Here is a 23,794-nt window from a genome sequence, read left to right as displayed (position 1 = left end):
GGAGCAAGACGTGTTTCCCGATTTCCGCAGCCCGAAAGCCTACGTCAGCCTGGCCCTGCTGATCGTCATGTTCGCCGTTCCCGCGGTGCTGGCCACGCCGTTCTGGACCAACCTGTTCGTCCTGCTGTTCGTTTTCTCGGCCATGTCGGTGGCCTGGAACATCGTCGGCGGCTATGCCGGCAAACTGTCGCTGGGCCATGCCGTCTTCTATGGCATCGGCGGCTACACCGCCACGCTGCTGACGCAGAACTACGAGATCTCGCCATGGATAGGCATGGTGGCCGGCGCCGTGCTGTCGGGCATCGTCGCGGTCATCATCAGCTACCCCACCCTGCGCCTGCGCGGACCATTCTTCGCGCTGGCCAGCATCGCCATCCTGGAGGTCTGCCGCCTGCTCGTCATCCACGAGGAAAGCTGGACCGGGGGCTCCAGCGGCATCAGCCTGCCCCTGAACATCGGCTGGACCTGGATCGTGTTCCGGGAGAAGATCAACTACGTCATCATCGCCTTCGCACTGTTCGTGCTGGTGCTGTGGGTATCCTGGCTTATCCGCAAGTCGCGCATGGGCCACTACCTGATCGCCATCCGCGAACGCGAGGACGCGGCCCGGGCCGTGGGGATACATACCGTCAGGGTAAAGATACTGGCCGCCGTTGTCTCGGCCATGCTGACCAGCATCATCGGGACCTTCCACATTACCTACCTGACCTTCATCGATCCGGCCTCGGCATTCTCGCTGGACCTCTCGGTGCAGATCGCGATGTTCGCGCTCATCGGCGGGCTGGGCACCGTGGCCGGCCCGGTCGCCGGCACCTTCCTCGTGCTGCCGATCGCCGAGCTGGCGCGCGGCTGGCTCAGCGCGGTGGGCAACGGCATGCACGGACTGATCTACGGCGCGATCCTGGTGGCCGTGGTGCTGACCATCCCGCGCGGCCTGGCCGGCGCCTTCGGCCCCGCCGTGGAACGCATGCTGGCACGGCTGCCCTACCTGGGCACGCCGCGGAAGGCGGGCGCCGGCATCCCCCAGCACAAGGCATCCCAGGCGCCGACACCGGCGGGTGCGGCCGCCAACCCGCCGCCCGTGGGCCAGCCCATCCTGAAGGCGGAGCACCTGCACAAGAGCTTCGGCGGCCTGCGCGCCACCAACGATGTTTCGCTGACCCTGCACGAGAACGAGATCCTCGGCGTGATCGGCCCCAACGGCGCTGGCAAGACCACGGTATTCAACCTGCTGTCCGGCTTTCTGGCGCCCGACCGGGGCAGCGTGCTGCTGCGCGACGCCAGCGGCGAATGGACGAGCTGCGACACGCCCGACCAGTTCGCCCACAAAGGCCTGGGCCGCACCTTCCAGATCGCCCAGCCCTTTACCGGGCTGAGCGTGCTGGAAAACATCATGCTGGGCGCCTTCATCCATACCGCCGACCATGCCGAGGCGGAACACATCGCGCGCGAGGTGGCGGACCGCACGCAATTGACGCGCTTCCTGGGCACCGAAGCACGCAATCTGACGGTGGGCGGCATGAAGCGCCTGGAGGTCGCCCGTGCCCTGGCGACGCGTCCGCGCATCCTATTGCTGGACGAAGTCATGGCGGGCCTGAACCCCACCGATATCGCCATCGCCATCGACCTGATCCGCAGTATCCGCGACAGCGGCGTGTCCATCCTGATGATCGAACACATGATGCGCGCCACCATGGCCCTGTCCGACCGCATCATCGTCATCAACGAAGGCAGCGTTCTCGTCACGGGCGCGCCGCGCGAGGTCGTGGAGGACCCGGCGGTGATCGAAGCGTATCTGGGCAAGGAGTACCAAGATGCTTAAGGTATCCCAGTTGAGTGCCGGCTACGGCAAGACGCAGGTTCTCAACGGACTGGATTTCGAGGTGCGGGCCGGCGAAATCGTCACCCTCATCGGCGCCAATGGCGCGGGCAAGACCACGACCCTGAAGACGCTGTGCGGCATCATTCCCAGCATGGGCGGCAAGGTGGAATTCGAGGGCCGCGAACTGACCAACCGCACGCCCTACGACATCGTCGACGCGGGCATCACCATGATCCCCGAAGGCCGCCAGCTGTTTCCGCACTTCACCGTGCGCGACAACCTGCTGATGGGCTCGTACAAGCGCGCGGCGCGCGCCCACGTCAACCGCAAGCTGGACGAAGTGCTGCAGGCATTCCCCAGGGTCAAGCAGCGCCTGACGCAATACGCCGGCTCGCTGTCGGGCGGCGAACAGCAAATGGTCGCGATCGCGCGCGGGCTGATGGCCGACCCCAAGCTGCTGATGTTCGACGAGCCGTCGCTGGGCCTTTCGCCGCTGCTCGTGCAGCAGATGTTCGACATCATCCGCACCATCACCACGCACGGCGTGACGGTCCTGCTGGTGGAACAGAACGTGTTCCGCACGCTGCGGCTGGCGGACCGCGGCTATGTGCTGGAGAATGGCGCCATCGTGCTGGCCGGAACCGGACAGGAACTCCTGGACAACCCCCACGTCAAGAAGGCCTACCTGGGCCATTGACCGGTCCCGGTATCCCGCACGGCCATACAGGAACTTCATCATGACGCAATCATTCCGTTTCATCGACCATGGCACCGGCGGCGGCCCCGAATGCATGGCCATCGCGCAACGCCCCATCGAACAACCCACCGGGAGGCAGGTCCTGGTGGAAGTCGCCTATGCCGGCATCAACCGTCCGGAGGTCCTGCAGCGCGCCGGTGCCTATCCGCCGCCGCCCGGCGCATCGCCCTATTTGGGACTGGAAGTCTCGGGCCGCATCGCGGCGGTCGGTCCGGAGGTGCGCGACCGCCAGGTGGGCGAGGCCGTGTGCGCGCTGACGCCGGGCGGCGGCTACGCCGAATACTGCCTGGTCGACGAGCGCCATTGCCTGCCCGTTCCCAAGGGAATGGACATGCTGACAGCGGCGTGCATTCCGGAGAACTACTTCACGGTCTGGACCAATGTGTTCGAACGTGGCCGCTTGCGCGCCGGCGAAAAGATGCTGGTGCATGGCGGCTCCAGCGGCATCGGGCTGACGGCCATCCAATTGGGGCATGCCTTCGGCGCGGAAATCTGGACCACGGTGGGCAGCGCCGACAAGGCGCGCGCCTGCGAAAAGGCCGGCGCGGCGCACACCATCCTGTACAGGGAACAGGACTTCCAGTCCGTCATCAAGGCGGATACCGCCGGCAAGGGCGTGGACGTAATCCTGGACATGGTCGGCGCGCCCTACATCAACAAGAACCTGCACAGCCTGGCCGTCAACGGCCGGCTGGTGCAGATCGCCTTCCTGGATGGCAGCAAGGCGGAGATCGACGCGATGCCGATCATGATCAAGCGGCTGACCTTCACCGGCTCCACCCTGCGACCGCGCAGCGACGAGGACAAGGGCGAGATCGCGCTCGCCTTGCGCGAGCACGTATTTCCCCTGCTGGAACGCGGACAATGCCTGCCGGTCGTGCATACCGTGTTCCCGCTGGAAGAAGCCGGCAAGGCGCACGCCCTGATGGAAAGCAGCCAGCATATCGGCAAGATCGTCCTGCAGGTGCGACCGTGAGTTCCGCCGCCACCCATCCCGGGGACTCCGGCCGCTTCGCGGGCAAGACCGCCATCGTGACGGGCGCGGTGGGCGGCATCGGCTCGGCCATCGCCCGCGCGCTCGCGGCCGGGGGCGCCCGGGTGGGGCTGGTGGATCGCGATCCGCAGGGCGGCGCCGCGTTCCAGGCGCAACTGGCGGATGCGGGACACACGGTGCGCTACGCCAATGCCGATGTGCAGGATTTCGCCGCGTGCAAGGCCGCCTACGATGAACTGGCGCAGGCCCTCGGCGGCGCCGATATCCTGGTGAACAACGTCGGCATCTCGCCCAAGACCGAAGGCCGCGCCCTGAAAGTATGGGAAATGCCGCCGGCCGAATGGGATACGGTCGTGCGCGTGAATCTGAACAGCGTGTTCTACCTGACCCATCTGGCCGCGCCCCACATGATCGCGCAAGGCCACGGACGCATCATCAATATGTCGTCCGTGGCCGGCAAGGCGTACTGCGACATCGTCGCGGGCCACTACGCCGCGACCAAGGCCGGCCTCATCGGCCTGACACGCCACTGGGCCGGCGAACTCGGCGAATACGGCATCACGGTAAACGCGCTGGCGCCGGGGCGCATCAGCACGCCCCTGCTCAAGACGGTGCCGCAGGAAATCAACGATGCGGTCGCCCGCGTCACCGCCATGCGCCGACTGGGCACCCCGGAAGAAGTCGCCGACGCCTGCGTGTTCCTGGCGTCGGACCAGGCCAGCTTCGTGACGGGACAGGTGCTGGACGTGGCGGGCGGCTGGCTCATGACCTGACCCGCGGCGGGTGGGCGCACTTTCGCATCGGCGAGCAAGGCCCCGCCCATCCATTCGATCGCCCGGACCGGCCGTCCGTTCCAGGCCCCGCTACGCCTTGTACAAGGCCAGCCGCGACGCCGCGTTCGTCAGGTGGTTGGCGGCAGCCACGCTGGCGCCTTCCGGATCGCCGGCCTCGATGGCCAGCAGGATGGCCTCGTGTTCGCGCTGTACCTGCCAGACCAGGTCCATGGAGCGGTTGCGCGTGTTCTTGCGCGCGGTGCGGATCAGCCGCCGCACGCGGGCGTCCAGGAAGCTGGCGAACGCGATGAAATACTGATTGTGGCTGGCCTGCACGATGGCGCGGTGGAAGGCTTCGTCTTCCTCCGTGCCATCGCCCAGATCGCGGGTGGCCGAGTAAAGGCGGTCATAGGCCTCCCGTATGGCGGCCAGCTCGGTCGAACTGCGGCGTTGCGCGGCCAGCCGCGTCGCCGGGACTTCGACCGCCAGCAGAAATTCGAAAAGCTCGGCCAGGCCGGCTTCCGTGTCCACCGATGGGTCCAGGCGAAAGACGTTGCTGCCTTCCGGGTTGACGAACTGGCCGCGTCCCTGATGGGATATCACCAGGCCGTCGGACTTGAGCAAAGACATGGCTTCGCGGATGACCGGCCGGCTCACCCCGTAGGTCTTGGCCAGCGCCGCCTCGGAAGGCAGCTTGTTGCCGCCTTCGGCGATATCGCGGCGTTCGATGGCCTGGCGCAGGCGCTGCGCCACGCCGGCCGCCAGGCCGGCGCCGCGAGGTATCGGATGGTCTTCCAGGGCCGCGATATAAGCCTGGCCAGAAGGTTCGCGCATGGTCATATCCTTGAAAATCTTCCCCCGATGAACGGCCTGGCGTCAACCGGCGACGTACAGGCCGCCGTTCACGTGCAGCACTTCGGCGGTGATGAAGGCGGCGTCATCGCTGCACAGGAAGGCAATGGCGGCGGCCACCTCTTCCGCGCGGCCCAGCCGCTTCAGAATGGATTGCTGCCGCGATTCCTCCGCGCGCGTCTTCAGGAGTTCCGCCGTCATCGGCGTTTCGATGACGCCCGGCGATACGGCATTCACGCGGGTGCGCGGCGCCAGTTCGCGGGCGATGCTGCGCGTGAAGCTCAGCAGCGCGCCCTTGGACGCGCTGTAGTGGGCATTGTAGAAGGCGCCCCTGTGCGCCGCCATGGAGGAAAGGTTGACGATGGCGCTGCCTTCGCGCAGCAGCGGCACCAACCGGCGCGTCAGGTAGAACACGCCGTCCAGGTTCACAGCCAGCGTGCGGCGCCATTGCGCATCGGTCATCCCGGCGAAGGGTTCGGCCAGGTAGATGCCCGCCGAAGGCACCAGGAAATCCACGCCACCGTAGGCCTGGGCGACATGCCTGGCCGCCATATCGGCCGCATCCGGGTCTGAGACATCGAGGGCCAATGTGCGCACCCGTGCCGCGTCGCCGCCCAGCGTGCGCGACAGCTCGGCCAGCGCGTCCGGGTCCAGGTCGATGAGGAGCAGGTTCGCACCGCTGCCGGCAAAGCGCCGCGCTACCGCGCGGCCGATGCCGCCAGTGGCGCCCGTCAGCACCAGCGTGCGGCCGGTGAAATCGTAACGTGCGGTCGACATGCTTTTTCCTCCGCCGCCTCAGACCAGCATGGCCAGCGGCTGCTCCATGTAGTGCGTGAAACGCGCCAGCCAGCGCGCGGCCAGCGCGCCGTCGATGGCGCGGTGGTCCACCGAAAGCGTGTAGCGCATCACCAGGCCCGGCTGGACCGTGTCGCCCACCACGACGGCCTCCCGCACCAGGGCGCCCACCGCGAGCATGGCCGACTGCGGCGGATTGATGATGGCCGCGAAATCCATCACGCCATGCGTGCCGAGGTTGCTGATGCCGAAGGTGCCGCCTTCATAGTCGGCGGGCGCCAGGCGACCGGCGCGCGCGCGATCGACCAGCGCGGCGACGACCCGACCCAGTTCGGCCACGCCCAGCCCATCCGCCCCACGCACGATGGGGGTGATCAGGCCGCCTTCCGTCGCCACTGCCACGGCGATATCCGGGTGGCGATGACGCCGCAGCGCGTCCGGGCCCCAGGTGACGTTCATGTCGGGCACGTCGCGCAGGGCGCACGCCGCCGCGCGCACGATGAGGTCGTTGAAAGACAGCTTGCGGGGGGCCACCGCGTTCAATCGGGTCCGCAGCGCGTCCAGTTCGTCGGCGCGGCATAGCCCACGCAGATAGAAATGCGGAATGGTGGTCTTGCTTTCCGTCAGGCGACGCGCAATGGCCAGGCGCATGGGGGTGTGCGGCACCAGGTCGAAGACGGCGTCCGGCTCCGTTGCGCCAGCCTTGAGCTGCTGTTCGATGTCCCGCTTGACGATGCGGCCATCGGGTCCGGAGCCTTGCAGCGCGTCCAGCGCGAGCCCGGCCTCCCGCGCCAGCCGGCGCGCGACCGGGCTGGCGAAAATACGCCGCGCTTCCCTTTCGTCCGGACCTGCCGCCGGCGCATCGCCCGGTGGCTGGGGGGCCGGCGCAGGCCGCGCAGGCGGCACGGCGCCGTTCGCGGGAACGGCGCGCGATTGCGGCGCACTATCCTGCGAAGGCGCCGCGACCAGCGTTGCGGAAGCGGCCGCCTGATCCGCGCCCGCGGCCGCTGCCCCGTCCGCCGCGCCCAGCAGCACGTCTACCTCGGCGTCCGAATCGCCCGGCGCGAGCAGCACCGCCAGCGGCGCGCCGACCGCGACGCGCGCACCCGGCTCGACCAGCAATCGCCCCACCACGCCATCATCCTCGGCTTCCAGGTCGACCACCGCCTTGTCGGTTTCGATACCGCCCAGGGTGTCGCCGGCACGCACCTCGTCGCCTTCCTTGACGTTCCACTCCACCAGCACCGCGTGCTCGGCATTGGCCGATACGGCGGGCATGCTAACCAGCTTGGCCATCAGGCTCCCCTTTGTTGCGCATGACTTGCCGCAGCCCTTCGACCACCTCTTCGGTCCGCGCGGCGGCGGCGCGTTCCAGCACCTTGGATATGCTGGGCGAGGCCAGTCCACCGGTGACCCGCTGCACCGGCTGGTCCAGCCAATCGAAACAGCGGCGCTGGATCTCATCGGCCAGCCAGCCGCCATAAGAGGTTCCGCGGGCGCCCTGCTCCACGATCAGCACATTATTGGTTTTGCGTACGCTCGCCTCTATCGTCTGCCAATCCAGGCTGGCGCGGTCCAGCCAGCGCAGGTCGACCAGATCCGCGTCGATACCGGTCTGTTCGAGTGCCTGCTCGGCGTGGTGAACCATGGACAAGTAGGCGATAACGGTGACCGCGCCGCCCGTGCGGCGCAAGGCCGCGCGCCCGACCGGCAGCAGATAGTCGTAGTCCTCCAGCGGGCCGATGCCGGTCGAGTTGTAGAGATCGACATGCTCGATCACCAGCACGGGATCGCGGCATTGCAGCGCCGCGTTCATCAGCCCCACGTAGTCGTAGGGATTGGACGGCGCCACGATGCGCCAGCCCGGACTGGTGGCGAATATGCCCGCCGGGTCCATGGAATGCTGCGAGCCGTAGCCCGTGCCCATGGCCACCTTGGTCCTCAGCACCAGGGGCACGGCGTCGTCGCCGCCGAACATATGCCGGACCTTGCCGATCTGGTTGAACACCTGGTCCGCGGCCACCCACATGAAGTCCGGGTACATGAACTCCACCACGGGCTTGTAGCGGCCGTCCAGCGCCACGCCGCCAGCGAGGCCGACGAAGGCGTTCTCGCTGATGGGCGTGCCCAGGCATCTACCCGGATAGCGTTCGCCGAGCCCGCGCGTCGCGCCATTGGTCCCGCCCTTGAGGCGATGCACGTCCTCGCCCATGACCACGATGGTGTCGTCGCAGGCCATGCGGCGATCCATGACGTCGGCCACCACATCGATGAACTTGCGTTCGCCCAGCGGGCCCGCATGGTCGTCCTGCTCCTCGAAGCGCGCGCCTTCCATTTCCGCCAGGTCGCCGACGATACCCACGTCGCGGAAATCGGCGGCCGGCCACAATTCCTGCCTGATACGGCGCTTGCCCTCTCCCGCGTCGGGGTCCTCTTCGAGCAGGCCTTCGACGGCCGCGCGCATGGCGGCCGCCACGCGTTCGCGCAACGCGTCCACCTGGGCCTGGGTGATGAGCTTGCGCTGGGTCATGCGACGCGCCAGCAAGGCCAGCGGGTCGCGGTCGCGCCAGGCCTTTTCTTCTTCCTTGCTTCGATAGCCGAAGGCACTGCCGGGAAACGGCCCGTTCTGGTGGAAAAAGCGATAGACGTCGGCCTCGATCAGGGTCGGCCCCTTGCCTGCACGCATATGGCGCAATGCGGCCTGCATGGCCAGGTGCACCGCCAGCGGATCCATGCCGTCGACATGCCAACTGGGGATATTGAAGGCCAGGCCGCGCGCCGACAAACGCGGCTCGGCGGTGATTTCCTCCACGGACGTCGCCACCGCGTAGCGATTGTTTTCGATGAAGAAGCACAGGGGCAGCTTCCAGGCGGCGGCCAGGTTCATGGTTTCCAGGACCGAACCGATATTGATCGCCCCATCGCCGAAGTACGTCACCATCACCGCGTCGCTGCCGGCCTGCCGATTTGCCCAGGCCTGGCCGGCGGCCATGGGCACGCCGCCGCCCACGATGGCATTCGTCCCCAGCGCCCCGGCCTGCGGCCAGCGCAGATGCATGGAGCCGCCGCGGCCCTTGCAGAAGCCCTGCGCCAGGCCAAGGATCTCGGCCAGGGTGCGACGCAGCAGGGCCTGGACCGGGGGCAGGATTTCCGCGCCCGGATCGATGCCCTGCGGACACAGGTAGGCCAGCGCCTTCGACAAGAATTGATGGTGGCCGCGATGCGAGCCGCTGACGCCATCGGCGGCGCCCAGTCCCACGATGGACCCCGCGGCGCCGCCTTCCTGCCCTATGCTGGCGTGCGCGGGACCATGCACCAGCCCTTCCGCGGCCAGTGCCAGCACCGCTTCCTCGAACCCGCGTATCAGGTGGCAATGCGCCAGCAGGGTGCCCAGCAAAGCGGGCTCGGCCTGCGCCCAATCCTGCTCGGTGGTGTTCAATGCGACCCATGGGGCGCGCGGCGTCAGCGGTTTCAATTCCGGCATGGCAGTCTCACAAGTATCCGTTGGCGGTCCAGCCGCCATCCGACAGCAGCGCATGCCCTGTCGTGTAGCGCGATGCGTCCGATGCGAGGAACAGCGCGACTTCCGCCATTTCCTCCGGACTGCCCAGGCGCCCCATCGGCGCGCGCGTCCCGATGCGCGCCGCATCGAGCGCCCCGCGGGCGATCAGGTCGTCGACCAGCGCCGTACGGATATAGCCGGGGCAAAGCGCATTCACACGGATCCCGTAATGCGCCCATTCCACCGCCAGCGACTTGGTCAATGCGACGACGCCCGCCTTGGCCGCGCAGTAGGCCGCCCGCTCGGGCGCCGCCACCACGCCGTACATCGAAGCGGTGTTGACGATGGCGCCGCCGCCCGCGCGCGACATGATGCGTCCGCCGGACTGGCAGCAATAAAAGACGCCGGACAGGTCGATATCGATGGCGCGCCGCCACTCCTCGCCGGTCAGCTCCAGCGTAGGCTTGTTCATCGAAATACCGGCGTTGTTCAACAGGACGTCGACCCGGCCAAATCGGGCCTCCACCGCCATGAAGGCCCGTTCGATAGCCTCGTCATCGCGCACCGAGGCGGTCAGGCACAGGGTCTCCAGCGCGGGATAGTGCGCACGCAACTGCGATTGCGCGGCGTCCATGCCGGGAGCGTCCATGTCCAGCAGGACCAGGCGACAGCCGTGCCGCGCGAAGGCGTCCAGCATGGCGCGGCCTATGCCCTTGGCGGCGCCGGTGCACACCACCACCTTGCCAGGCAGGTCGGGATAGACGGCCGCTTCCGGGGCGGGGACAGGCACGGGCATGGCGGTCTCCTCGATGTTATGGGCCGCGCGCCGCATGCCAGGGCGCCCGACAATGCCGGTCATCCTATCCGCTTATCAAGTTGCCTTACAACTAAGTAGTTACCCTTATCCAGCGGGGCACTTTCGCTGTGGGTATAGTGGGCGGGCTGTCCGCGAGTCCCGCTTCCCCCTTTCCCCCAGGAGCACGCATGGCCGCCATCGTTTCCGTCGAAGTACTGCTCGCGAACCTTCCGCCCAAGGTCAAGCGCACGGATGCCGTGCAGAGTTTCGAATGCCAGGAAACGCCCATCGTGCGCATCCGCGACGCCGACGGCGCGGTCGGCACCGGCTACAGCTACACCATAGGCACTGGCGGGTCTTCCGTGGTGCGCCTGCTGGACGACCACCTGGCGCCCATGCTGATCGGCCGGGATGCCGACGACATCGAAAAGCTGTGGCGTGAGCTCTTCTTTCGCGTGCACGCGACGACGGTGGGCGCGCTGACATCGATCGCGCTTGCGGCGATCGATACGGCGCTATGGGACCTGCGCGCGCGCAAGGCCGCCCTGCCCCTGCACCGGCTGGCCGGTGGGGCCAAGGACGGCATCGAGACCTACTACACCGAAGGCGGCTGGCTGCACCTGACGGAGTCCCAGCTCGTGGACGAAGCGCTGCGTGCCCAGGAGGCCGGTTTCGGCGGCACCAAGATCAAGGTCGGCCGTCCGCACGTGGCCGAGGACGTGGAACGCCTGTCCGCCGTGCGCGACGCGGTCGGTCCCGGCTGGGACGTGATGACCGATGCCAACCAGGGCTTTACCCTGGCCGAGGCGATACGCCGCGCGCGCTGCTTCGAGGGCCTGGACGTGGCCTGGTTCGAGGAACCCATCCACGCCGACGATGTCGACGCGCATCGGCGGCTGAGCGCCTCCACCACCGTTCCCATCGCCGTGGGCGAATCGCTCTATAGCCTGTCGCAGTTCAAGGACTATCTGCAAAGCGGTGCGTGCTCCATCGTGCAGGTCGACGTCGGCCGCATAGGCGGCATCACCCCATGGCTGAAGGTGGCCCATATGGCCGAGGCCTACAACGTACCGGTATGCCCGCATTTCCTGATGGAAATACACGTCGCGCTATGCTGCGCGGTGCCCAATAGCCGCTGGCTGGAGTACATCCCGCAACTGGACATGGTCACCGCCTCGGGGATGCGCATGCAAGGCGGCCGCGCAATTCCGTCCGACGCGCCGGGCCTGGGCATCGATTGGGACTGGGACAAGCTGCGCGCCCACCAGGTGCATCGCACAGAACATCACTGACACCCGGCGGGCCACGCGTCAGGCGTGGGCAAGGGCCTTGATCGACGCATGCAGGAAGCCCATCAAGGCTTCGCCGCCACGGCTCAAGCCCCCGCGCTTGCACCAGACCCCACCAATGTCCATGGTAGGCACGTCGTCGCTGAGGTCGCGCCGCAGGATGCGGCGTCCCTCCAACGACCACGGCCGATACACCAGGTCCGACAATATCGTCACGCCCTGCTGCAGGGCGACCAGGCTGCGCACCGCTTCGGGCGAACGGCTCTGGAAACGCACGTTGGGGCGCAGCCGGTACCGGCCCCAGTACTTGCCCACGGTTTCGATATGCTCGTCCATGTCCAGCAATACATAGTCCGCGCGCGCCACATCGCGCAGCCGGACTTTCTCCGCGTGCTGGAAGGGATGGTCGGGATGGGTCCATAGCCGGCGCGGCGACTTCAGCATGGTGTCGTACTGCAGCTTGTCGAACCGGGTCAGGTTGGACACGATGACCAGGGCCAGATCCAGCCGGCCTTCCAGCAGATCCTGTTCGACCTGGGCCCGTTCACGCTCGATTACGTCCAGCCGCAGGTTGGGAAAGCGCTGCGCCACCGCCGTGATGACGGCCGGCATCAGATAGGCCGAGATCGTCTCCGTCACGCCCAGCCGCAGTTGCCCTCGCAGCTCGTCCGGTTCCGCGCGCATGTCCTCCATGGCGCGGACGAACGCCCCCGTGACGCTTTGCGCGTGGCGCGCGAAACGCTCCCCGGCATCCGTCAGGCTCAGGCCCCTTGCATGGCGCACGAACAGCGTTGTCCCGACGGCCTGCTCCAGGTTGCGCAGCGCGATGGTGACCGACGACTGCGACACATTGCAGCGCAGGGCGGCCTTGGACACCTGGCCGGTCTCGGCCAGGGCCAGGAAATATTCGAACTGGCGGAGTGTGATGTGCATCCCTGGGGCCACGCGGTCGGCCGGACGCCTGACGTCCGCCTCGGCACAGATATCGATTTTCTACATAGTGTGGTTTCAAAAATTTATATTAGCAATATTGTCGACAAGTCCCTAGCATTAAGCGCGTCGAATTTTGCCTGGGCGTAACGGAGACAGCGGGGATGGAAAGGCGCGGTTATTGCACGCTATGCCGGTCGCGTTGCGGAACGCGCAACGTCGTCCAGGACGACAGGCTGGTGCGTGTCGTGCCGGACACCGACCATCCCACCGGCCAATCGATGTGCATGAAGGGACGCGCCGCGCCCGAACTGGTGCATAGTCCCCATCGCATCCTGTATCCCATGCGACGCACGCGGCCTAAAGATTCCGCCGATCCCGGCTGGCGGCGCATCTCCTGGGACGAAGCGCTGTCCGAAACCGCCGGGCGCCTGGCGGCCATACGCGCCGAGAGCGGCGCGGAATCCGTGGCCTTCGGGGTCACTACGCCCAGCGGCACGCCGTTGTCGGACAGCATCGACTGGATCGAGCGCTTCGTGCGCGTCTTCGGCAGCCCCAACATCTGCTACGCCACCGAGATCTGCAACTGGCACAAGGACTATGCGCACGCCTTTACGTTTGGCTGCGGCATGCCGGTGGCGGACTATGCCCATGCCGGGCTGATCATGCTGTGGGGGCACAACCCCGCCAATACCTGGCTGGCCCAGGCCCATGCCATCGGAGTGGGCCGGGCGGCCGGCGCACGGCTGCTGGTGGTCGACCCCAGGCGCACCGCGCTGGCCGCGCAGGCCGATGTATGGCTGCAAGTGCGGCCCGGCTCGGATGCCGCGGTGGCGCTGGGCCTCGCGCACCTGCTGCTGTCGCGGCGCGGCTACGACGAGGGCTTCGTGCGGCATTGGACCAATGCGCCGCTGCTCGTACGCGGCGACACAGGACGCCTGCTGCGTCCCGCCGACATCGGCCTGCCGGGGGCCGACGGCAGCACATGGGTGGCCTGGGACGAAGCCGCCGGCGCGCCCGCTCCCTATGACACCCGCTTCGACGCGGCGGCTCAGGGCGCCAGCGGCTTCGCCCTGGATGGACGGTACGACATCGCGCTGCGCGACGGCGGCCGCGTGGCGTGCCGGCCGGCGCTAGCACTGCTGGCCGAACGCTGCGCCGCCTACACGCCGGCGCGCACGAGCGAGCTCAGCGGCGTACCGCAGCAGCAGTTGCGCGCCGCCGCCGAGCTGATCGCACAAGCGCGTCCGGTCGCCTACCACGCCTGGACGGGCATCGGCCAGCACACCAATGCCAGCCAGACCGAGCGCGCCGTCGCCGTGCTGTATGCCCTGACGGGCAGCTTCGACGTGACGGGCGGCAATCGGCAGCATCCCCGGCAACCGGCGGCCGTCGTGAACGGCCTGGACCTGATACCGGCCGCGCAGCGCGCCAAGGCGCTGGGACTGGCGGAGCGCCCGCTCGGGCCGCCGGCGCAGGGCTGGATTACCGCGCGGGACATGTACACGGCCATCCTGGAACAGCGACCCTACCCCATCCGCGCCATGATGGCCTTCGGCAGCAATCCGCTGGCCTCGCAGGCCGACGTGGCCATGGGGGAGGCAGCCTTGCAGGCACTGGAATTCCACGTGCATTGCGACTTGTTCGAGACGCCTTCGTCGCGCTACGCCGACATCCTCTTGCCCATCAACACGCCTTGGGAACGCGAAGGCCTGCGCATGGGCTTCGAGATCAGCGCGCAGGCGCAGGAGCTTGTGCAGCTGCGTCCGCGCATGGTCACCCCGCGCGGAGAATCGCGCTCGGACAACGACATCGTGTTCGACCTGGCTACTCGCCTGGGCATGGGCGAGCAGTTCTTCGATGGCAGTCTGGAACGTGGCTGGAACCACATGCTCGCGCCGCTCGGACTTACCGTGGCCGACCTGCGCCAGGCCGAAGGCGGCGTACGGCGCCGGCTGACGCACATCGACCGCAAGTACGCCGCGCCGCCCGCCGCGACGGCACCGTCGCCGCCTGCTGGCGAGGGCGCGCCGGTCACCTGCTCCCCGGTGGCCGGCTTCGCGACCGAAAGCCGCCGCGTCGAACTCTATTCCGAACTGCTGCTGCGGCACGGCTATGATCCCCTGCCCGACCACGTCGAACCGGCGGATAGCCCGCGCGACGGCGATGGCCGCTATCCCCTGGTGCTAACGTCCGCCAAAAGCGGGTACTACTGCCATAGCCAGCATCGATCGCTGGTGTCCTTGCGCAAGCGGGATCCCGTTCCGCGCGTGGCCATGCATCCCTTGCTGGCGCGGCGTCGCGGCATTGCCGCGGGCGATTGGGTGCGCGTGCGCACGCGCACCGGCACGGCCCGTTTCGTCGCCCAGCTCCAGGCGGATCTACAAGAGCACGTGGTCGTGGCCGACTACGGCTGGTGGCAGGCCTGTCCGGAGATCGGGTACGACGGCTTCCCCGTGCTGGGCGCGGCCGGCAGCAACTACAACGCGCTGATCAGCGCGGACAAGGCCGACCCGATCAGCGGTTCCATCCCCATGCGCTCTTTCCTGTGCGACATCGAGCGCGACCCGGCCAGCGACCCGGGCCGCCGTGCATGGCCCGGCATGCGCGCCTTCCAGGTCACGGAGCTGCGGCGCCGCCCGCATGACGTACTGGAAATCGCCTTCACTCCCCTGGACGGCGGCGAACTGGCGCCGCATCGCCCCGGCCAGCACATCACCTTGCGCGTACCGGCGGCGGCAGCGGCCGACGCCATGGCGCCGGGGGCGACCTCCGCCGGGCAAGAGGTCGATGCCGCCATCACGCGCGCCTACTCGCTCATCGATGCGGCGGACACGCCACGACGCCGCTCCTACACCATCGCCGTGCGCCATCAATGCGGCACCGCGCCGAATGGCCAGCCGTGGCAGGGCGCCATGTCCGGCCACCTGCATACGCGGCTGCGTGCAGGCGACCACGTCGAGCTGGGCGCGCCATCGGGCAATTTCGTCCTGCCGACCCGCTCGCCGCAACCAATTGTGCTGTTCGCCGGGGGCATCGGCATAACGCCCTTCCTGGCCTATCTGGAAACCCTGGCCGCGCAGCCGGACGCTGCACGCGCCACCATGCCGCGCGTCTGGCTGCATTACGCGAACCGCAGCCGTGCCAGCGTCGCGTTCGCGGACCGCATCCAGGCGCTGGGCGCAACCCTTCCCGCCCTGACCGTACGGCACTACTACAGCGACGCATCGGACGCGCATTCCGGATCCGGCCGGTATGCCGGCGCGGCGGCGGTGGACGACGCGCTCATCGCCCAGCGCGCGCGCTTCTATCTCTGCGGCCCGACGCCCATGATGCGCGCCATCACGGAGGGCCTCGTCGCGCGCGGCGTGCCTTCATTCGACATCTTCAGCGAAACCTTCCGTTCACCCGCGCGCGTGGATCTGGACCCCGCGCGCCAGTATGCCGTGCGCTTCGCACGCGCTGGCAACGCGGCCGCGACCTGGTCGGGTTCACGCGGCACCCTGCTCGCCTTCGCGGAAAGCCTGGGCCTGGCGCTGCCCAGCGGCTGCCGCGTCGGCCAATGCGAAAGCTGTGCCGTGCGCATCCTGGAAGGCCGGGTCCGGCACCTGCACGGCGTGGAACCGGAAGACCCGGACGTATGCCTGACCTGCCAGGCGGTGCCTACCACCGACCTGGTGCTGGACACCTGAGAATTTCTAGAATTCGTTCCGCAAACCAATGCATGGGGAAATCGTGAAAGCAGAAAACATACTCGATAACACGCCCTCCGCCGATGCCGGCGCAGGAGTACTGGAACGCATGGCGGCCTCGGTCACCCGCTGGTCGGAAAAGTGGTTTCCGGACGCCTATATCTTCGCCGTCATCGCAGTCGTGGTGGTGGCGATCGGCGCCATGGCCATAGGCGCGCCGGCCAAGAGCGTGGGACTGGCATTCGGCGACGGCTTCTGGACGCTGATCCCGTTCACCATGCAGATGGCCATCGTGGCGATCTCCGGTTACGTGGTGGCGGCCTCGCCGCCGGCCGCGCGGCTGATCGCCTGGATGGCGCGCCATCCCAAGACCGGACGCGGCGCCGTCTGCTACGTGGCGCTGATCAGCATCCTTGCGTCATTGCTCAACTGGGCGATCAGCCTGATTTTCAGCGGCCTGCTGGTCCGCGCGCTGGCGCGCCGCACCGAATTGCGCATGGACTACCGCGCCGCGGGCGCCGCCGCCTACCTGGGCATGGGTGCGACCTGGGCGCTGGGGCTGAGTTCCTCGGCGGCGCAGTTGCAGGCCAATCCCGCCAGCCTGCCGCCGGCGCTGCTGAAGATCACGGGCGTCATTCCGTTCACGGAGACGATTTTCCTTTGGCAATCCGCCGCCATCGCCCTGGTGCTGACGATCGCCTCGATGATCGTGGCCTTCTATTCGGCCCCGCGCGGCGCCAAGGCCGTGACGGCCGAGGACCTGGGCGTCGAACTGGGGCAGACGGTGGAAAAAAGCGAACGCCCCGCGCGTCCCGGCGATTGGCTGGAATACAGCCCCGTGCTGACCATCCTGCTGGTGGCCCTGGGCGCCACATGGATCGTCAACGAGTTCTCTACCAAGGACGCGGTCCTGGCGATTTCCAACCTGAACACCTACAACTTCGTGTTCCTGATGCTGGGCATGCTGCTGCACTGGCGGCCGCGCAGCTTCCTGGCCGCCGTCGCCAAGGCCGTGCCCTCGGTGGGCGGCGTACTGATCCAGTTTCCCCTGTACGGCGGCGTCGCCTATATCCTCACCAAGGCGGTCGGCAGCGACGGGCACACGCTGGCGCACATGCTATCGGCCTTCTTCGTGTCCGTGTCCTCGCACGCGTCGTTTCCCGCGCTGATGGGGGTCTATTCGGCCGTGCTGGGATTCTTCATTCCCTCCGGCGGCGGCAAATGGATCATCGAGGCCCCGTATGTCATGCAAGCCGCCAACGACCTGCAGGTGCACCTGGGCTGGGCCGTCACGGTCTACAACGCCGCCGAGGCACTGCCCAATCTGATCAATCCGTTCTGGATGCTGCCGCTGCTGGGCGTGCTGGGTGTGCGCGCGCGTGACGTGGTCGGCTTCACCTTCACGCAACTGGTCGTGCACACGCCCATCGTGCTCATCATGCTGTGGGCGCTGGCCGCGACGCTGCAATACAAGCCGCCCGTCATGCCATGACGGGCGACGCCTGACGGCTCCGGGGGCGCCCGCCGAAGCGGGCCCGCCCCGTTTACCTCACCTTGCCCTCCTTCCAGGCTTGCAGCAGCTTGTCATAGGCGATGGTCTCGCCCTTGGGCTTTTCGTTGGCCAGCTTCTTCCAGGGCGCATGCTGGTCCGACAGCCACTTCGACGGATCGCTCTTGGCGTTGAGCTTGGGCGCGCACTGCGCCATGCCCGCGCGCTGCAGGCGCGCCATGACCTGGTCCATCTCCTCGGCCAGGCTGTCCATCGCGGCCTGCGGCGTATTCTCCCCGGTGACGGCGGTCGCGACGTTCTTCCACCACAGCTGCGCCAGCTTGGGATAGTCCGGCACGTTGGTGCCGGTCGGCGTCCATGCCACCCGCGCGGGGCTGCGATAGAACTCGATCAGGCCGCCATAGTTGTTGGCATTCTTGGTGAAGAAGTCGCTGTGAATATCGCTGTCGCGGATGAAGGTCAGCCCGGTGATCGATTTCTTCAGCGAGACCGTCTTGGATGTGACGAATTGCGCATACAGCCAGGCCGCCGCCATGCGGTTCGGATCCGTGGACTTGAAGAACGTCCATGAGCCGACGTCCTGGTAGCCGTTCTGCATGCCATCCTTCCAGTAAGGGCCGTACGGCGACGGCGCCATGCGCCACTTCGGCGTGCCGTCGTCGTTGACCACCGGCAAGCCTTTCTTGGTCATGTCGGCGGTGAAGGCCGTGTACCAGAAAATCTGCTGCGCGATCTGCCCCTGGGCCGGCACGGGTCCGGCCTCGGAGAAGGTCATGCCCATGGCCTGCTGCGGCGAGTATTTCTTCATCCAGTCCACATACTTGGTCAAGGCATAGACGGCCGCCGGACTATTGGTGGCGCCGCCCCGCGCAACGGAGGCCCCGACCGGCGTGCATTTGTCGTCCGCGACGCGTATGCCCCATTCGTCGACGGGCATGCCGTTGGGCAGTCCCTTGTCGGCCGCGCCGGCCATGGACAGCCACGCGTCGGTAAAGCGCCAGCCCAGCGAGGGGTCTTTCTTGCCGTAGTCCATGTGGCCGTAGACCCGCTTGCCGTCGAGCTCCTTCACATCGTTGGTAAAGAAGTCGGCGATATCCTCGTACGCCGACCAGTTCGTCGGGACGCCCAGTTCATAGCCGTACTTGGCCTTGAACTTTTCCTGCAGGTCCTTGCGGGCGAACCAGTCGGCGCGGAACCAGTACACGTTCGCGAACTGCTGGTCGGGCAGCTGGTACAGCTTGCCGTCCGGCGCGGTGGTGAAGCGGGCGCCGATGAAATCCTTCAGGTCCAGGCCGGGATTGGTCCATTCCTTGCCCGCGCCGTTCATGTAGTCGGACAGCGGCAGGATGGCGCCGTAGCGGTAGTGGGTGCCGATCAGGTCCGAATCGGATATCCAGCCGTCATAGATGGACTTGCCCGACTGCATCGACGTCTGCAACTTCTCGACGACATCGCCCTCCTGGATCAGGTCGTGGTTGACCTTGATGCCGGTGATCTCGGAGAACGCGCGGGCCAGCGTCTTGGATTCGTACTCGTGCGTCGTGATGGTTTCCGACACGACATTGACTTCGTTGACTCCCTTGGCCTTGAGCTTGGCGGCCGCATCGATGAACCATTTCATCTCGGCCAACTGCTGGTCCTTGGGCAGCGTAGAAGGCTGGAATTCCGTCTCCACCCATTTCTGCGCCTCCGGCTCGCCCGCCCAGGCCGACGCCGTCCCGATCAGGGCGATGGCGGCCGCCATGGCATGCATCTGCATTTTCATGACCTGTCTCCTCGATGAGCCTTCCCCATTGTCAGTCGCGGACGCGGCCGGGAAAGGCGATGGCCGACGATCCATGGAAACCGATTTGTCGGCGGCCTCATCCGCCCGCAATGTCCTAGCCCTAGCCCTTGCGCATGACGAACACGAGCACCAGCACCGATATGGCGAAACCTATCCAGACCGATGGCGGCTCGTCCAGCGCGAACCATGCCATGAATTGCTGGCCCAGCCCGACGAAGGCCAGGTTGACCCATGCCATGCACATCAGGCCGATGAACAGCCGGTCGCCGCGTGTCGTCGCGATGGGTAGAAATCCCTTGCGCGCGTGGGTCGGCGAGCGCAGTTCCCATACGGTCATCCCCACGAGCATCAGTGCGACGCAAGCGAAGAAAACCGCCACGGGCGTCGTCCATACCATCCAGTCGAACATGCGCCCTCCTACACCCGGCCCATCGCGAAGCCCTTCGCGATGTAATGCCGGACGAACCAGATCACGATCCCACCCGGCACGATGGTCAACACACCGGCCGCGGCCAGCACCCCCCAATCCATGCCCGACGCCGACACGGTGCGCGTCATGGTCGCCACGATGGGCTTGGCGTTCACCGAGGTGAGGGTCCGTGCCAGCAGCAGCTCCACCCAGCTGAACATGAAGCAGAAGAACGCCGTGACGCCCACCCCTGACTTGATGAGCGGCAGGAAAATGGTCAGGAAAAACCGCGGGAAGGAATAGCCGTCCAGGTAGGCGGTCTCGTCGATCTCGCGCGGCACTCCCGACATGAAGCCTTCGAGTATCCACACGGCAAGGGGCACGTTGAACACCAGATGCGCCAGCGCCACGGCGATATGAGTGTCCATCAGGCCGAACGAGCTGTACAGCTGGAAGAACGGCAGCAGGAACACGGCCGGCGGCGTCATCCGGTTGGTCAGCAGCCAGAAGAACACGTGCTTGTCGCCGATGAAGCGATAGCGCGAAAACGCATAGGCCGCGGGCATGGCCACGCTCAGCGAGATCACCGTATTGATGACCACGTAGATCAGCGAATTGATGTATCCCGAATACCAGGCCGGGTCGGTGAAGATGGTGCGGTAATGCTGCAGGGTGAAGTCGCTGGGCCAGAGGGTCAGCGAACTGACGATCTCGGTGTTCGTCTTGAACGACATATTCAGCATCCAGTACAGCGGCAGGATGGCGAACACCAGATACAAGGTCAGGAAGGCGGCGCGCCAGAACGGTGTTTTTTCACGCATTGGCGTTCTCCTCATCCACCGCCCCGGATGTGCCGGCGCGCTGCATCCAGTTATACAGGATGAAGCACAGCAAAAGAATAATCAGGAAATAGACGATCGAGAACGCCGCCGCCGGTCCCAGATCGAACTGGCCCACCGCTTTCTGGGTCAGGTATTGGGACAGGAAGGTGGTGGCGTTGCCCGGGCCGCCGCCTGTCAGCACGAAGGGCTCGGTGTAGATCATGAAGCTGTCCATGAACCGCAGCAGCACGGCGATCATCAGCACGCCGCGCATCTTCGGAAGCTCGATGTAGCGGAATACCGCCATGCGCGACGCGCCGTCGATGCGCGCGGCCTGGTAGTACGCCGGCGGGATGGCGCGCAGGCCGGCATAGCAGAGCAGCGCGACCAGCGGCGTCCAGTGCCAGACGTCCATCACCAGAACGGTCACCCACGCGTCCACGTCGTCACCCGTGTAGTTGTAGTCGATGCCCATCCACGACAGCGTTGCGCCCAGCAGCCCGATATCGGTGCGGCCGAACACCTGCCATATCGTCCCCACCACATTCCAGGGAATCAGCAGGGACAGCGCGATGACGACGAGTACCGCCGATGCCCGCCAGCCGGCGGGCGGCATGCAGAGCGCCAGCAGGATGCCCAAGGGAATTTCGACCAGCAGCACCGCCAGGGAAAACCCGATCTGACGCCATAGCGCGCCGTGCAGCTCGTCGTCCTGCAGCACGGCGGCAAACCATTCGGTGCCCACGAAAACACGCCGGTCCGGCGAAATGATGTCCTGGACGGAATAGTTGACGATGGTCATCAGCGGCAGGATGGCCGAGAACGCGACGCACAGCACCACCGGCAGCACCAGCAGCCACGCCTTTTGATTGATGGGCTTCATCGGATCAGCTCCTCATCGCGGTAGAAGCAGGTATGCGGCGACAGCACCGTCAGCCACGCCGTGCCGCCCGGCGCCGGCGGGCGGCTATCCAGAGGCAGGCGCGCGCGCACCGCATGCCCTTCGAAGGCGCCCGTCAGCAGCAGGTAGGTGCCGACGTCCTGTACGCGGGCCACCGTCACGGGCAAGGCCTGCGCGCTTTCCGGCGGGCACAGGGCCGCGAACTCCGGCCGTATGCCCAGCTTGAAATCGCCCGCCGCGGAAAGTCGCGCCGCCAGCGTGGAGGGCACGTCCGCGTAGCGGCGCGTGCCCACGTGCAATGCATTCTGATGCCAGCGCGCCGGCAGGAAATTCATGCCCGGCGAACCGATGAAGTGGCCGACGAAGGTATGTGCCGGACGCAGGAACAGGTCGTCCGCCGTACCCACCTGCATCACCTTGCCCCGCGACATCACCACGACCTGGTCGGCGAAGGTCAGGGCCTCGGTCTGGTCATGGGTCACATAGATGAGCGTCAGGTGGAATTCCTGGTGAATCTCCTTGAGCTTGCGCCGCAATTCCCATTTCAGGTGCGGGTCGATCACCGTGAGCGGCTCGTCGAACAGCACGGCCGAAACGTCATTGCGCACCAGCCCGCGCCCCAGGGAAATCTTCTGCTTCGCATCGGCCGCCAGGCCGCTGGCGCGCCGCTCCAGCACGCCCGACAGTTCCAGCATCTCGGCCACACGGCCGACGCGCTCCCGCACGCGCGCTTCCGGCACGCCGCGATTGCGCAGCGGGAAGGCCAGGTTGTCCGCCACCGTCATGGTGTCGTAGACGACTGGAAACTGGAACACCTGCGCGATGTTGCGTTGCTGCGGCGTTTCGGCGGTGACATCGCGGCCATCGAACAGGACCTGGCCGGAGGAAGGACGCAAAAGCCCGGAAATGCAATTCAGCAATGTGGTCTTGCCGCAGCCGGAGGGGCCCAGCAAGGCATAGGCGCCACCGTCCTCGAAGGCGTACTTGAGCGGCAGCAAGGCATAGTCTTCATCCTCGACGGGATGGCTGACATAGGCGTGCGACAAATCCAGTTCGATGCGCGCCATCAGTTCGCCCCCGCCCGCAGCGCATGGTAGACCGGCGCGGCGAGCAGGGCGCCATCCGCGTCGAAGGCATAGGTCTGGGCGGGATCGAAGTAAAGCCGTATCCGCTCGCGCAAGCCGAAGCGGTGCACGCCGGTCAACTGCGCCACCACGTCCCCGGCCGCCGTGCTGGCGTGGACGAAGGTGTCCGAACCGGAAAGTTCGGCCAGCTTGACCTCGCCGGCCAGGGCGACGCAACCGGGACGCTCGTCCAGCCGCAAGGCGCCTGCCCGCAGACCGGCGGTCATGACCTCCCCTTCGCGTCCCGGCAGGTCACGCGGCACATCCAGCCCGCCTTCCAGCGCGAAACCGGACCCGGCCCGCCGGGCCGGAAACAGGTTCATGGGCGGATCGCTGAAGGCGCGCGCCACACGCAGGGAGGCCGGCCGATGGAAGACTTCCGCGGTGGGCCCGTATTGCAGCAGTTCACCGGCGTCGAGCACGGCGGTGTAGCCGCCCAGGAGCAATGCCTCCCCAGGCTCGGTGGTGGCATAGACCACCGTGGAACGACCCTCGGAAAACAAGCCGCTCAGCTCTTCACGCAACTCTTCGCGCAATTTGTAGTCCAGGTTCACCAGGGGTTCATCCAGCAGGACCAGCGGCGCGTCCTTGACCAGGGCCCGGGCCAGCGCCACGCGCTGCTGCTGGCCGCCAGACAGTTCCGCTGGATAGCGGTCCAGCAAGTGGTCGATATGCAAGCGGGCCGCCATGGCCTTCACGCGTTCGGGCACCTGCCCGGCCCCACGCAGCCGCAGCGGCGATGCGATATTGTCGAACACCGTCATCGAGGGATAGTTGATGAACTGCTGGTAAACCATGGCCACGTTGCGCTGGCGCACCGGGACGCGTGTCACGTCCGCGCCGTCGACACGGACGGCGCCCTGCGTAGGGCGGTCCAGTCCCGCCATGATGCGCATGAGGGAAGTCTTGCCCGCTTGGGTAGCGCCCAGCAGGACCGTCATGGATCCGGGGGCGGGGGCAAGGCTCATGGGATGCAGGTGAACTTGTGATCCAACCTGCAGTTGTATGCCTTCCAGCGTCAGCTGCAATCGCGTCTCCTGG

At 66.8% G+C, this 23,794-nt stretch carries 19 protein-coding genes; 7 read left to right on the top strand and 12 right to left on the bottom strand.

Annotated elements, in window-relative coordinates; all coding sequences use genetic code 11:
• Positions 1-10 precede the first annotated feature (10 nt).
• The 4 genes from BAU07_RS10910 to BAU07_RS10895 are packed head-to-tail and all read left to right on the top strand — an operon-like array spanning position 11 to position 4,346.
• Positions 11-1,822, top strand: coding sequence for a branched-chain amino acid ABC transporter ATP-binding protein/permease (locus BAU07_RS10910; RefSeq protein ID WP_066657294.1), 1,812 nt, complete (start codon positions 11-13; stop codon positions 1,820-1,822).
• Entirely contained in the window at positions 1,815-2,519 is a 705-nt protein-coding gene (locus BAU07_RS10905) for an ABC transporter ATP-binding protein (protein ID WP_066657292.1), read from the top strand. Before BAU07_RS10910 ends, BAU07_RS10905 begins: the two co-directional genes overlap by 8 nt.
• Before the next feature lie 40 nt (positions 2,520-2,559).
• Positions 2,560-3,555, top strand: a complete 996-nt coding sequence (locus BAU07_RS10900) for an NAD(P)H-quinone oxidoreductase (RefSeq protein ID WP_084025586.1) — start codon at positions 2,560-2,562, stop codon at positions 3,553-3,555.
• The gene (locus tag BAU07_RS10895) at positions 3,552-4,346 is read left to right on the top strand and encodes an SDR family oxidoreductase (protein WP_066657290.1); all 795 of its coding nucleotides are present in this window, start codon (positions 3,552-3,554) and stop codon (positions 4,344-4,346) included. Before BAU07_RS10900 ends, BAU07_RS10895 begins: the two co-directional genes overlap by 4 nt.
• 90 nt (positions 4,347-4,436) lie before the next feature.
• On the opposite strand, the gene BAU07_RS10890 is transcribed toward BAU07_RS10895, so the two are convergent.
• The 5 genes from BAU07_RS10890 to BAU07_RS10870 are packed head-to-tail and all read right to left on the bottom strand — an operon-like array spanning position 4,437 to position 10,291.
• On the bottom strand, positions 4,437-5,180 hold the full coding sequence (locus BAU07_RS10890) for a FadR/GntR family transcriptional regulator (RefSeq protein ID WP_066657287.1): 744 nt from the start codon (positions 5,178-5,180) through the stop codon (positions 4,437-4,439).
• A gap of 42 nt (positions 5,181-5,222) precedes the next feature.
• The gene (locus BAU07_RS10885) at positions 5,223-5,975 is read right to left on the bottom strand and encodes an SDR family NAD(P)-dependent oxidoreductase (protein ID WP_066657284.1); all 753 of its coding nucleotides are present in this window, start codon (positions 5,973-5,975) and stop codon (positions 5,223-5,225) included.
• An 18-nt stretch (positions 5,976-5,993) separates the two neighbouring features.
• Positions 5,994-7,289: a 2-oxo acid dehydrogenase subunit E2 gene (locus tag BAU07_RS10880; RefSeq protein ID WP_066657281.1), complete on the bottom strand. Its 1,296-nt coding sequence runs from the start codon at positions 7,287-7,289 to the stop codon at positions 5,994-5,996.
• Complete coding sequence (locus tag BAU07_RS10875) at positions 7,273-9,477, bottom strand: alpha-ketoacid dehydrogenase subunit alpha/beta (RefSeq protein WP_066657278.1); 2,205 nt, start codon at positions 9,475-9,477, stop codon at positions 7,273-7,275. Before BAU07_RS10875 ends, BAU07_RS10880 begins: the two co-directional genes overlap by 17 nt.
• 7 nt (positions 9,478-9,484) lie before the next feature.
• Complete coding sequence (locus BAU07_RS10870; RefSeq protein WP_066665284.1) at positions 9,485-10,291, bottom strand: SDR family NAD(P)-dependent oxidoreductase; 807 nt, start codon at positions 10,289-10,291, stop codon at positions 9,485-9,487.
• Between the two features lie 188 nt (positions 10,292-10,479).
• Between BAU07_RS10870 and BAU07_RS10865 the strand changes: the two genes are divergently transcribed.
• Positions 10,480-11,583, top strand: a complete 1,104-nt coding sequence (locus BAU07_RS10865; RefSeq protein WP_066657276.1) for a mandelate racemase/muconate lactonizing enzyme family protein — start codon at positions 10,480-10,482, stop codon at positions 11,581-11,583.
• An 18-nt stretch (positions 11,584-11,601) separates the two neighbouring features.
• Here BAU07_RS10865 and BAU07_RS10860 read toward each other — a convergent pair whose 3' ends face one another.
• A complete protein-coding gene (locus tag BAU07_RS10860) occupies positions 11,602-12,513 on the bottom strand; it encodes a LysR substrate-binding domain-containing protein (protein ID WP_066657274.1) in 912 nt (303 codons plus the stop codon).
• 161 nt (positions 12,514-12,674) lie between these two features.
• On the opposite strand from BAU07_RS10860, the gene BAU07_RS10855 reads away from it, so the two are divergent.
• Both BAU07_RS10855 and BAU07_RS10850 read left to right on the top strand, forming a co-directional pair.
• Positions 12,675-16,202 (top strand): molybdopterin-dependent oxidoreductase, encoded by a 3,528-nt coding sequence (locus BAU07_RS10855; protein WP_066657272.1) that lies wholly within the window; start codon positions 12,675-12,677, stop codon positions 16,200-16,202.
• 28 nt (positions 16,203-16,230) lie between these two features.
• Positions 16,231-17,694: a short-chain fatty acid transporter gene (locus tag BAU07_RS10850; protein WP_084025582.1), complete on the top strand. Its 1,464-nt coding sequence runs from the start codon at positions 16,231-16,233 to the stop codon at positions 17,692-17,694.
• Between the two features lie 52 nt (positions 17,695-17,746).
• Here BAU07_RS10850 and BAU07_RS10845 read toward each other — a convergent pair whose 3' ends face one another.
• The 6 genes from BAU07_RS10845 to BAU07_RS10820 form a co-directional block, all read right to left on the bottom strand.
• On the bottom strand, positions 17,747-19,477 hold the full coding sequence (locus BAU07_RS10845; RefSeq protein WP_066657270.1) for an ABC transporter substrate-binding protein: 1,731 nt from the start codon (positions 19,475-19,477) through the stop codon (positions 17,747-17,749).
• Positions 19,478-19,598: 121 nt separating this feature from the next.
• Entirely contained in the window at positions 19,599-19,907 is a 309-nt protein-coding gene (locus tag BAU07_RS10840) for a DUF2160 domain-containing protein (protein ID WP_066657267.1), read from the bottom strand.
• An 8-nt stretch (positions 19,908-19,915) separates the two neighbouring features.
• Positions 19,916-20,728 carry a carbohydrate ABC transporter permease gene (locus BAU07_RS10835; RefSeq protein ID WP_066657264.1) on the bottom strand — a complete coding sequence of 271 codons (813 nt, stop codon included), beginning with the start codon at positions 20,726-20,728 and terminating at the stop codon, positions 19,916-19,918.
• Positions 20,721-21,611 (bottom strand): carbohydrate ABC transporter permease, encoded by an 891-nt coding sequence (locus BAU07_RS10830; RefSeq protein ID WP_066657262.1) that lies wholly within the window; start codon positions 21,609-21,611, stop codon positions 20,721-20,723. Before BAU07_RS10830 ends, BAU07_RS10835 begins: the two co-directional genes overlap by 8 nt.
• Positions 21,608-22,696, bottom strand: a complete 1,089-nt coding sequence (locus tag BAU07_RS10825) for an ABC transporter ATP-binding protein (RefSeq protein WP_066657261.1) — start codon at positions 22,694-22,696, stop codon at positions 21,608-21,610. The genes BAU07_RS10830 and BAU07_RS10825 overlap by 4 nt, the downstream gene beginning before the upstream one ends.
• Positions 22,696-23,781 (bottom strand): ABC transporter ATP-binding protein, encoded by a 1,086-nt coding sequence (locus tag BAU07_RS10820; RefSeq protein WP_066657260.1) that lies wholly within the window; start codon positions 23,779-23,781, stop codon positions 22,696-22,698. Before BAU07_RS10820 ends, BAU07_RS10825 begins: the two co-directional genes overlap by 1 nt.
• Positions 23,782-23,794: the final 13 nt, after the last annotated feature.

It is taken from the genome of Bordetella flabilis, from assembly GCF_001676725.1.
GTDB classification, from domain to species: Bacteria; Pseudomonadota; Gammaproteobacteria; order Burkholderiales; family Burkholderiaceae_B; genus Bordetella_C; species Bordetella_C flabilis.
This window is presented reverse-complemented; position numbering and strand designations above follow the sequence as displayed.

Bases quoted from the DNA above. Each gene is read 5' to 3' on its own strand.
- BAU07_RS10905 (WP_066657292.1), top strand. From the start codon at position 1,815: ATGCTTAAGGTATCCCAGTTGAGTGCCGGCTACGGCAAGACGCAGGTT.
- BAU07_RS10900 (WP_084025586.1), top strand. From the start codon at position 2,560: ATGACGCAATCATTCCGTTTCATCGACCATGGCACCGGCGGCGGCCCC.
- BAU07_RS10890 (WP_066657287.1), bottom strand. From the start codon at position 5,180: ATGCGCGAACCTTCTGGCCAGGCTTATATCGCGGCCCTGGAAGACCAT.
- BAU07_RS10885 (WP_066657284.1), bottom strand. From the start codon at position 5,975: ATGTCGACCGCACGTTACGATTTCACCGGCCGCACGCTGGTGCTGACG.
- BAU07_RS10880 (WP_066657281.1), bottom strand. From the start codon at position 7,289: ATGGCCAAGCTGGTTAGCATGCCCGCCGTATCGGCCAATGCCGAGCAC.
- BAU07_RS10875 (WP_066657278.1), bottom strand. From the start codon at position 9,477: ATGCCGGAATTGAAACCGCTGACGCCGCGCGCCCCATGGGTCGCATTG.
- BAU07_RS10870 (WP_066665284.1), bottom strand. From the start codon at position 10,291: ATGCCCGTGCCTGTCCCCGCCCCGGAAGCGGCCGTCTATCCCGACCTG.
- BAU07_RS10865 (WP_066657276.1), top strand. From the start codon at position 10,480: ATGGCCGCCATCGTTTCCGTCGAAGTACTGCTCGCGAACCTTCCGCCC.
- BAU07_RS10860 (WP_066657274.1), bottom strand. From the start codon at position 12,513: ATGCACATCACACTCCGCCAGTTCGAATATTTCCTGGCCCTGGCCGAG.
- BAU07_RS10855 (WP_066657272.1), top strand. From the start codon at position 12,675: ATGGAAAGGCGCGGTTATTGCACGCTATGCCGGTCGCGTTGCGGAACG.
- BAU07_RS10850 (WP_084025582.1), top strand. From the start codon at position 16,231: ATGCATGGGGAAATCGTGAAAGCAGAAAACATACTCGATAACACGCCC.
- BAU07_RS10845 (WP_066657270.1), bottom strand. From the start codon at position 19,477: ATGAAAATGCAGATGCATGCCATGGCGGCCGCCATCGCCCTGATCGGG.
- BAU07_RS10840 (WP_066657267.1), bottom strand. From the start codon at position 19,907: ATGTTCGACTGGATGGTATGGACGACGCCCGTGGCGGTTTTCTTCGCT.
- BAU07_RS10835 (WP_066657264.1), bottom strand. From the start codon at position 20,728: ATGCGTGAAAAAACACCGTTCTGGCGCGCCGCCTTCCTGACCTTGTAT.
- BAU07_RS10830 (WP_066657262.1), bottom strand. From the start codon at position 21,611: ATGAAGCCCATCAATCAAAAGGCGTGGCTGCTGGTGCTGCCGGTGGTG.
- BAU07_RS10825 (WP_066657261.1), bottom strand. From the start codon at position 22,696: ATGGCGCGCATCGAACTGGATTTGTCGCACGCCTATGTCAGCCATCCC.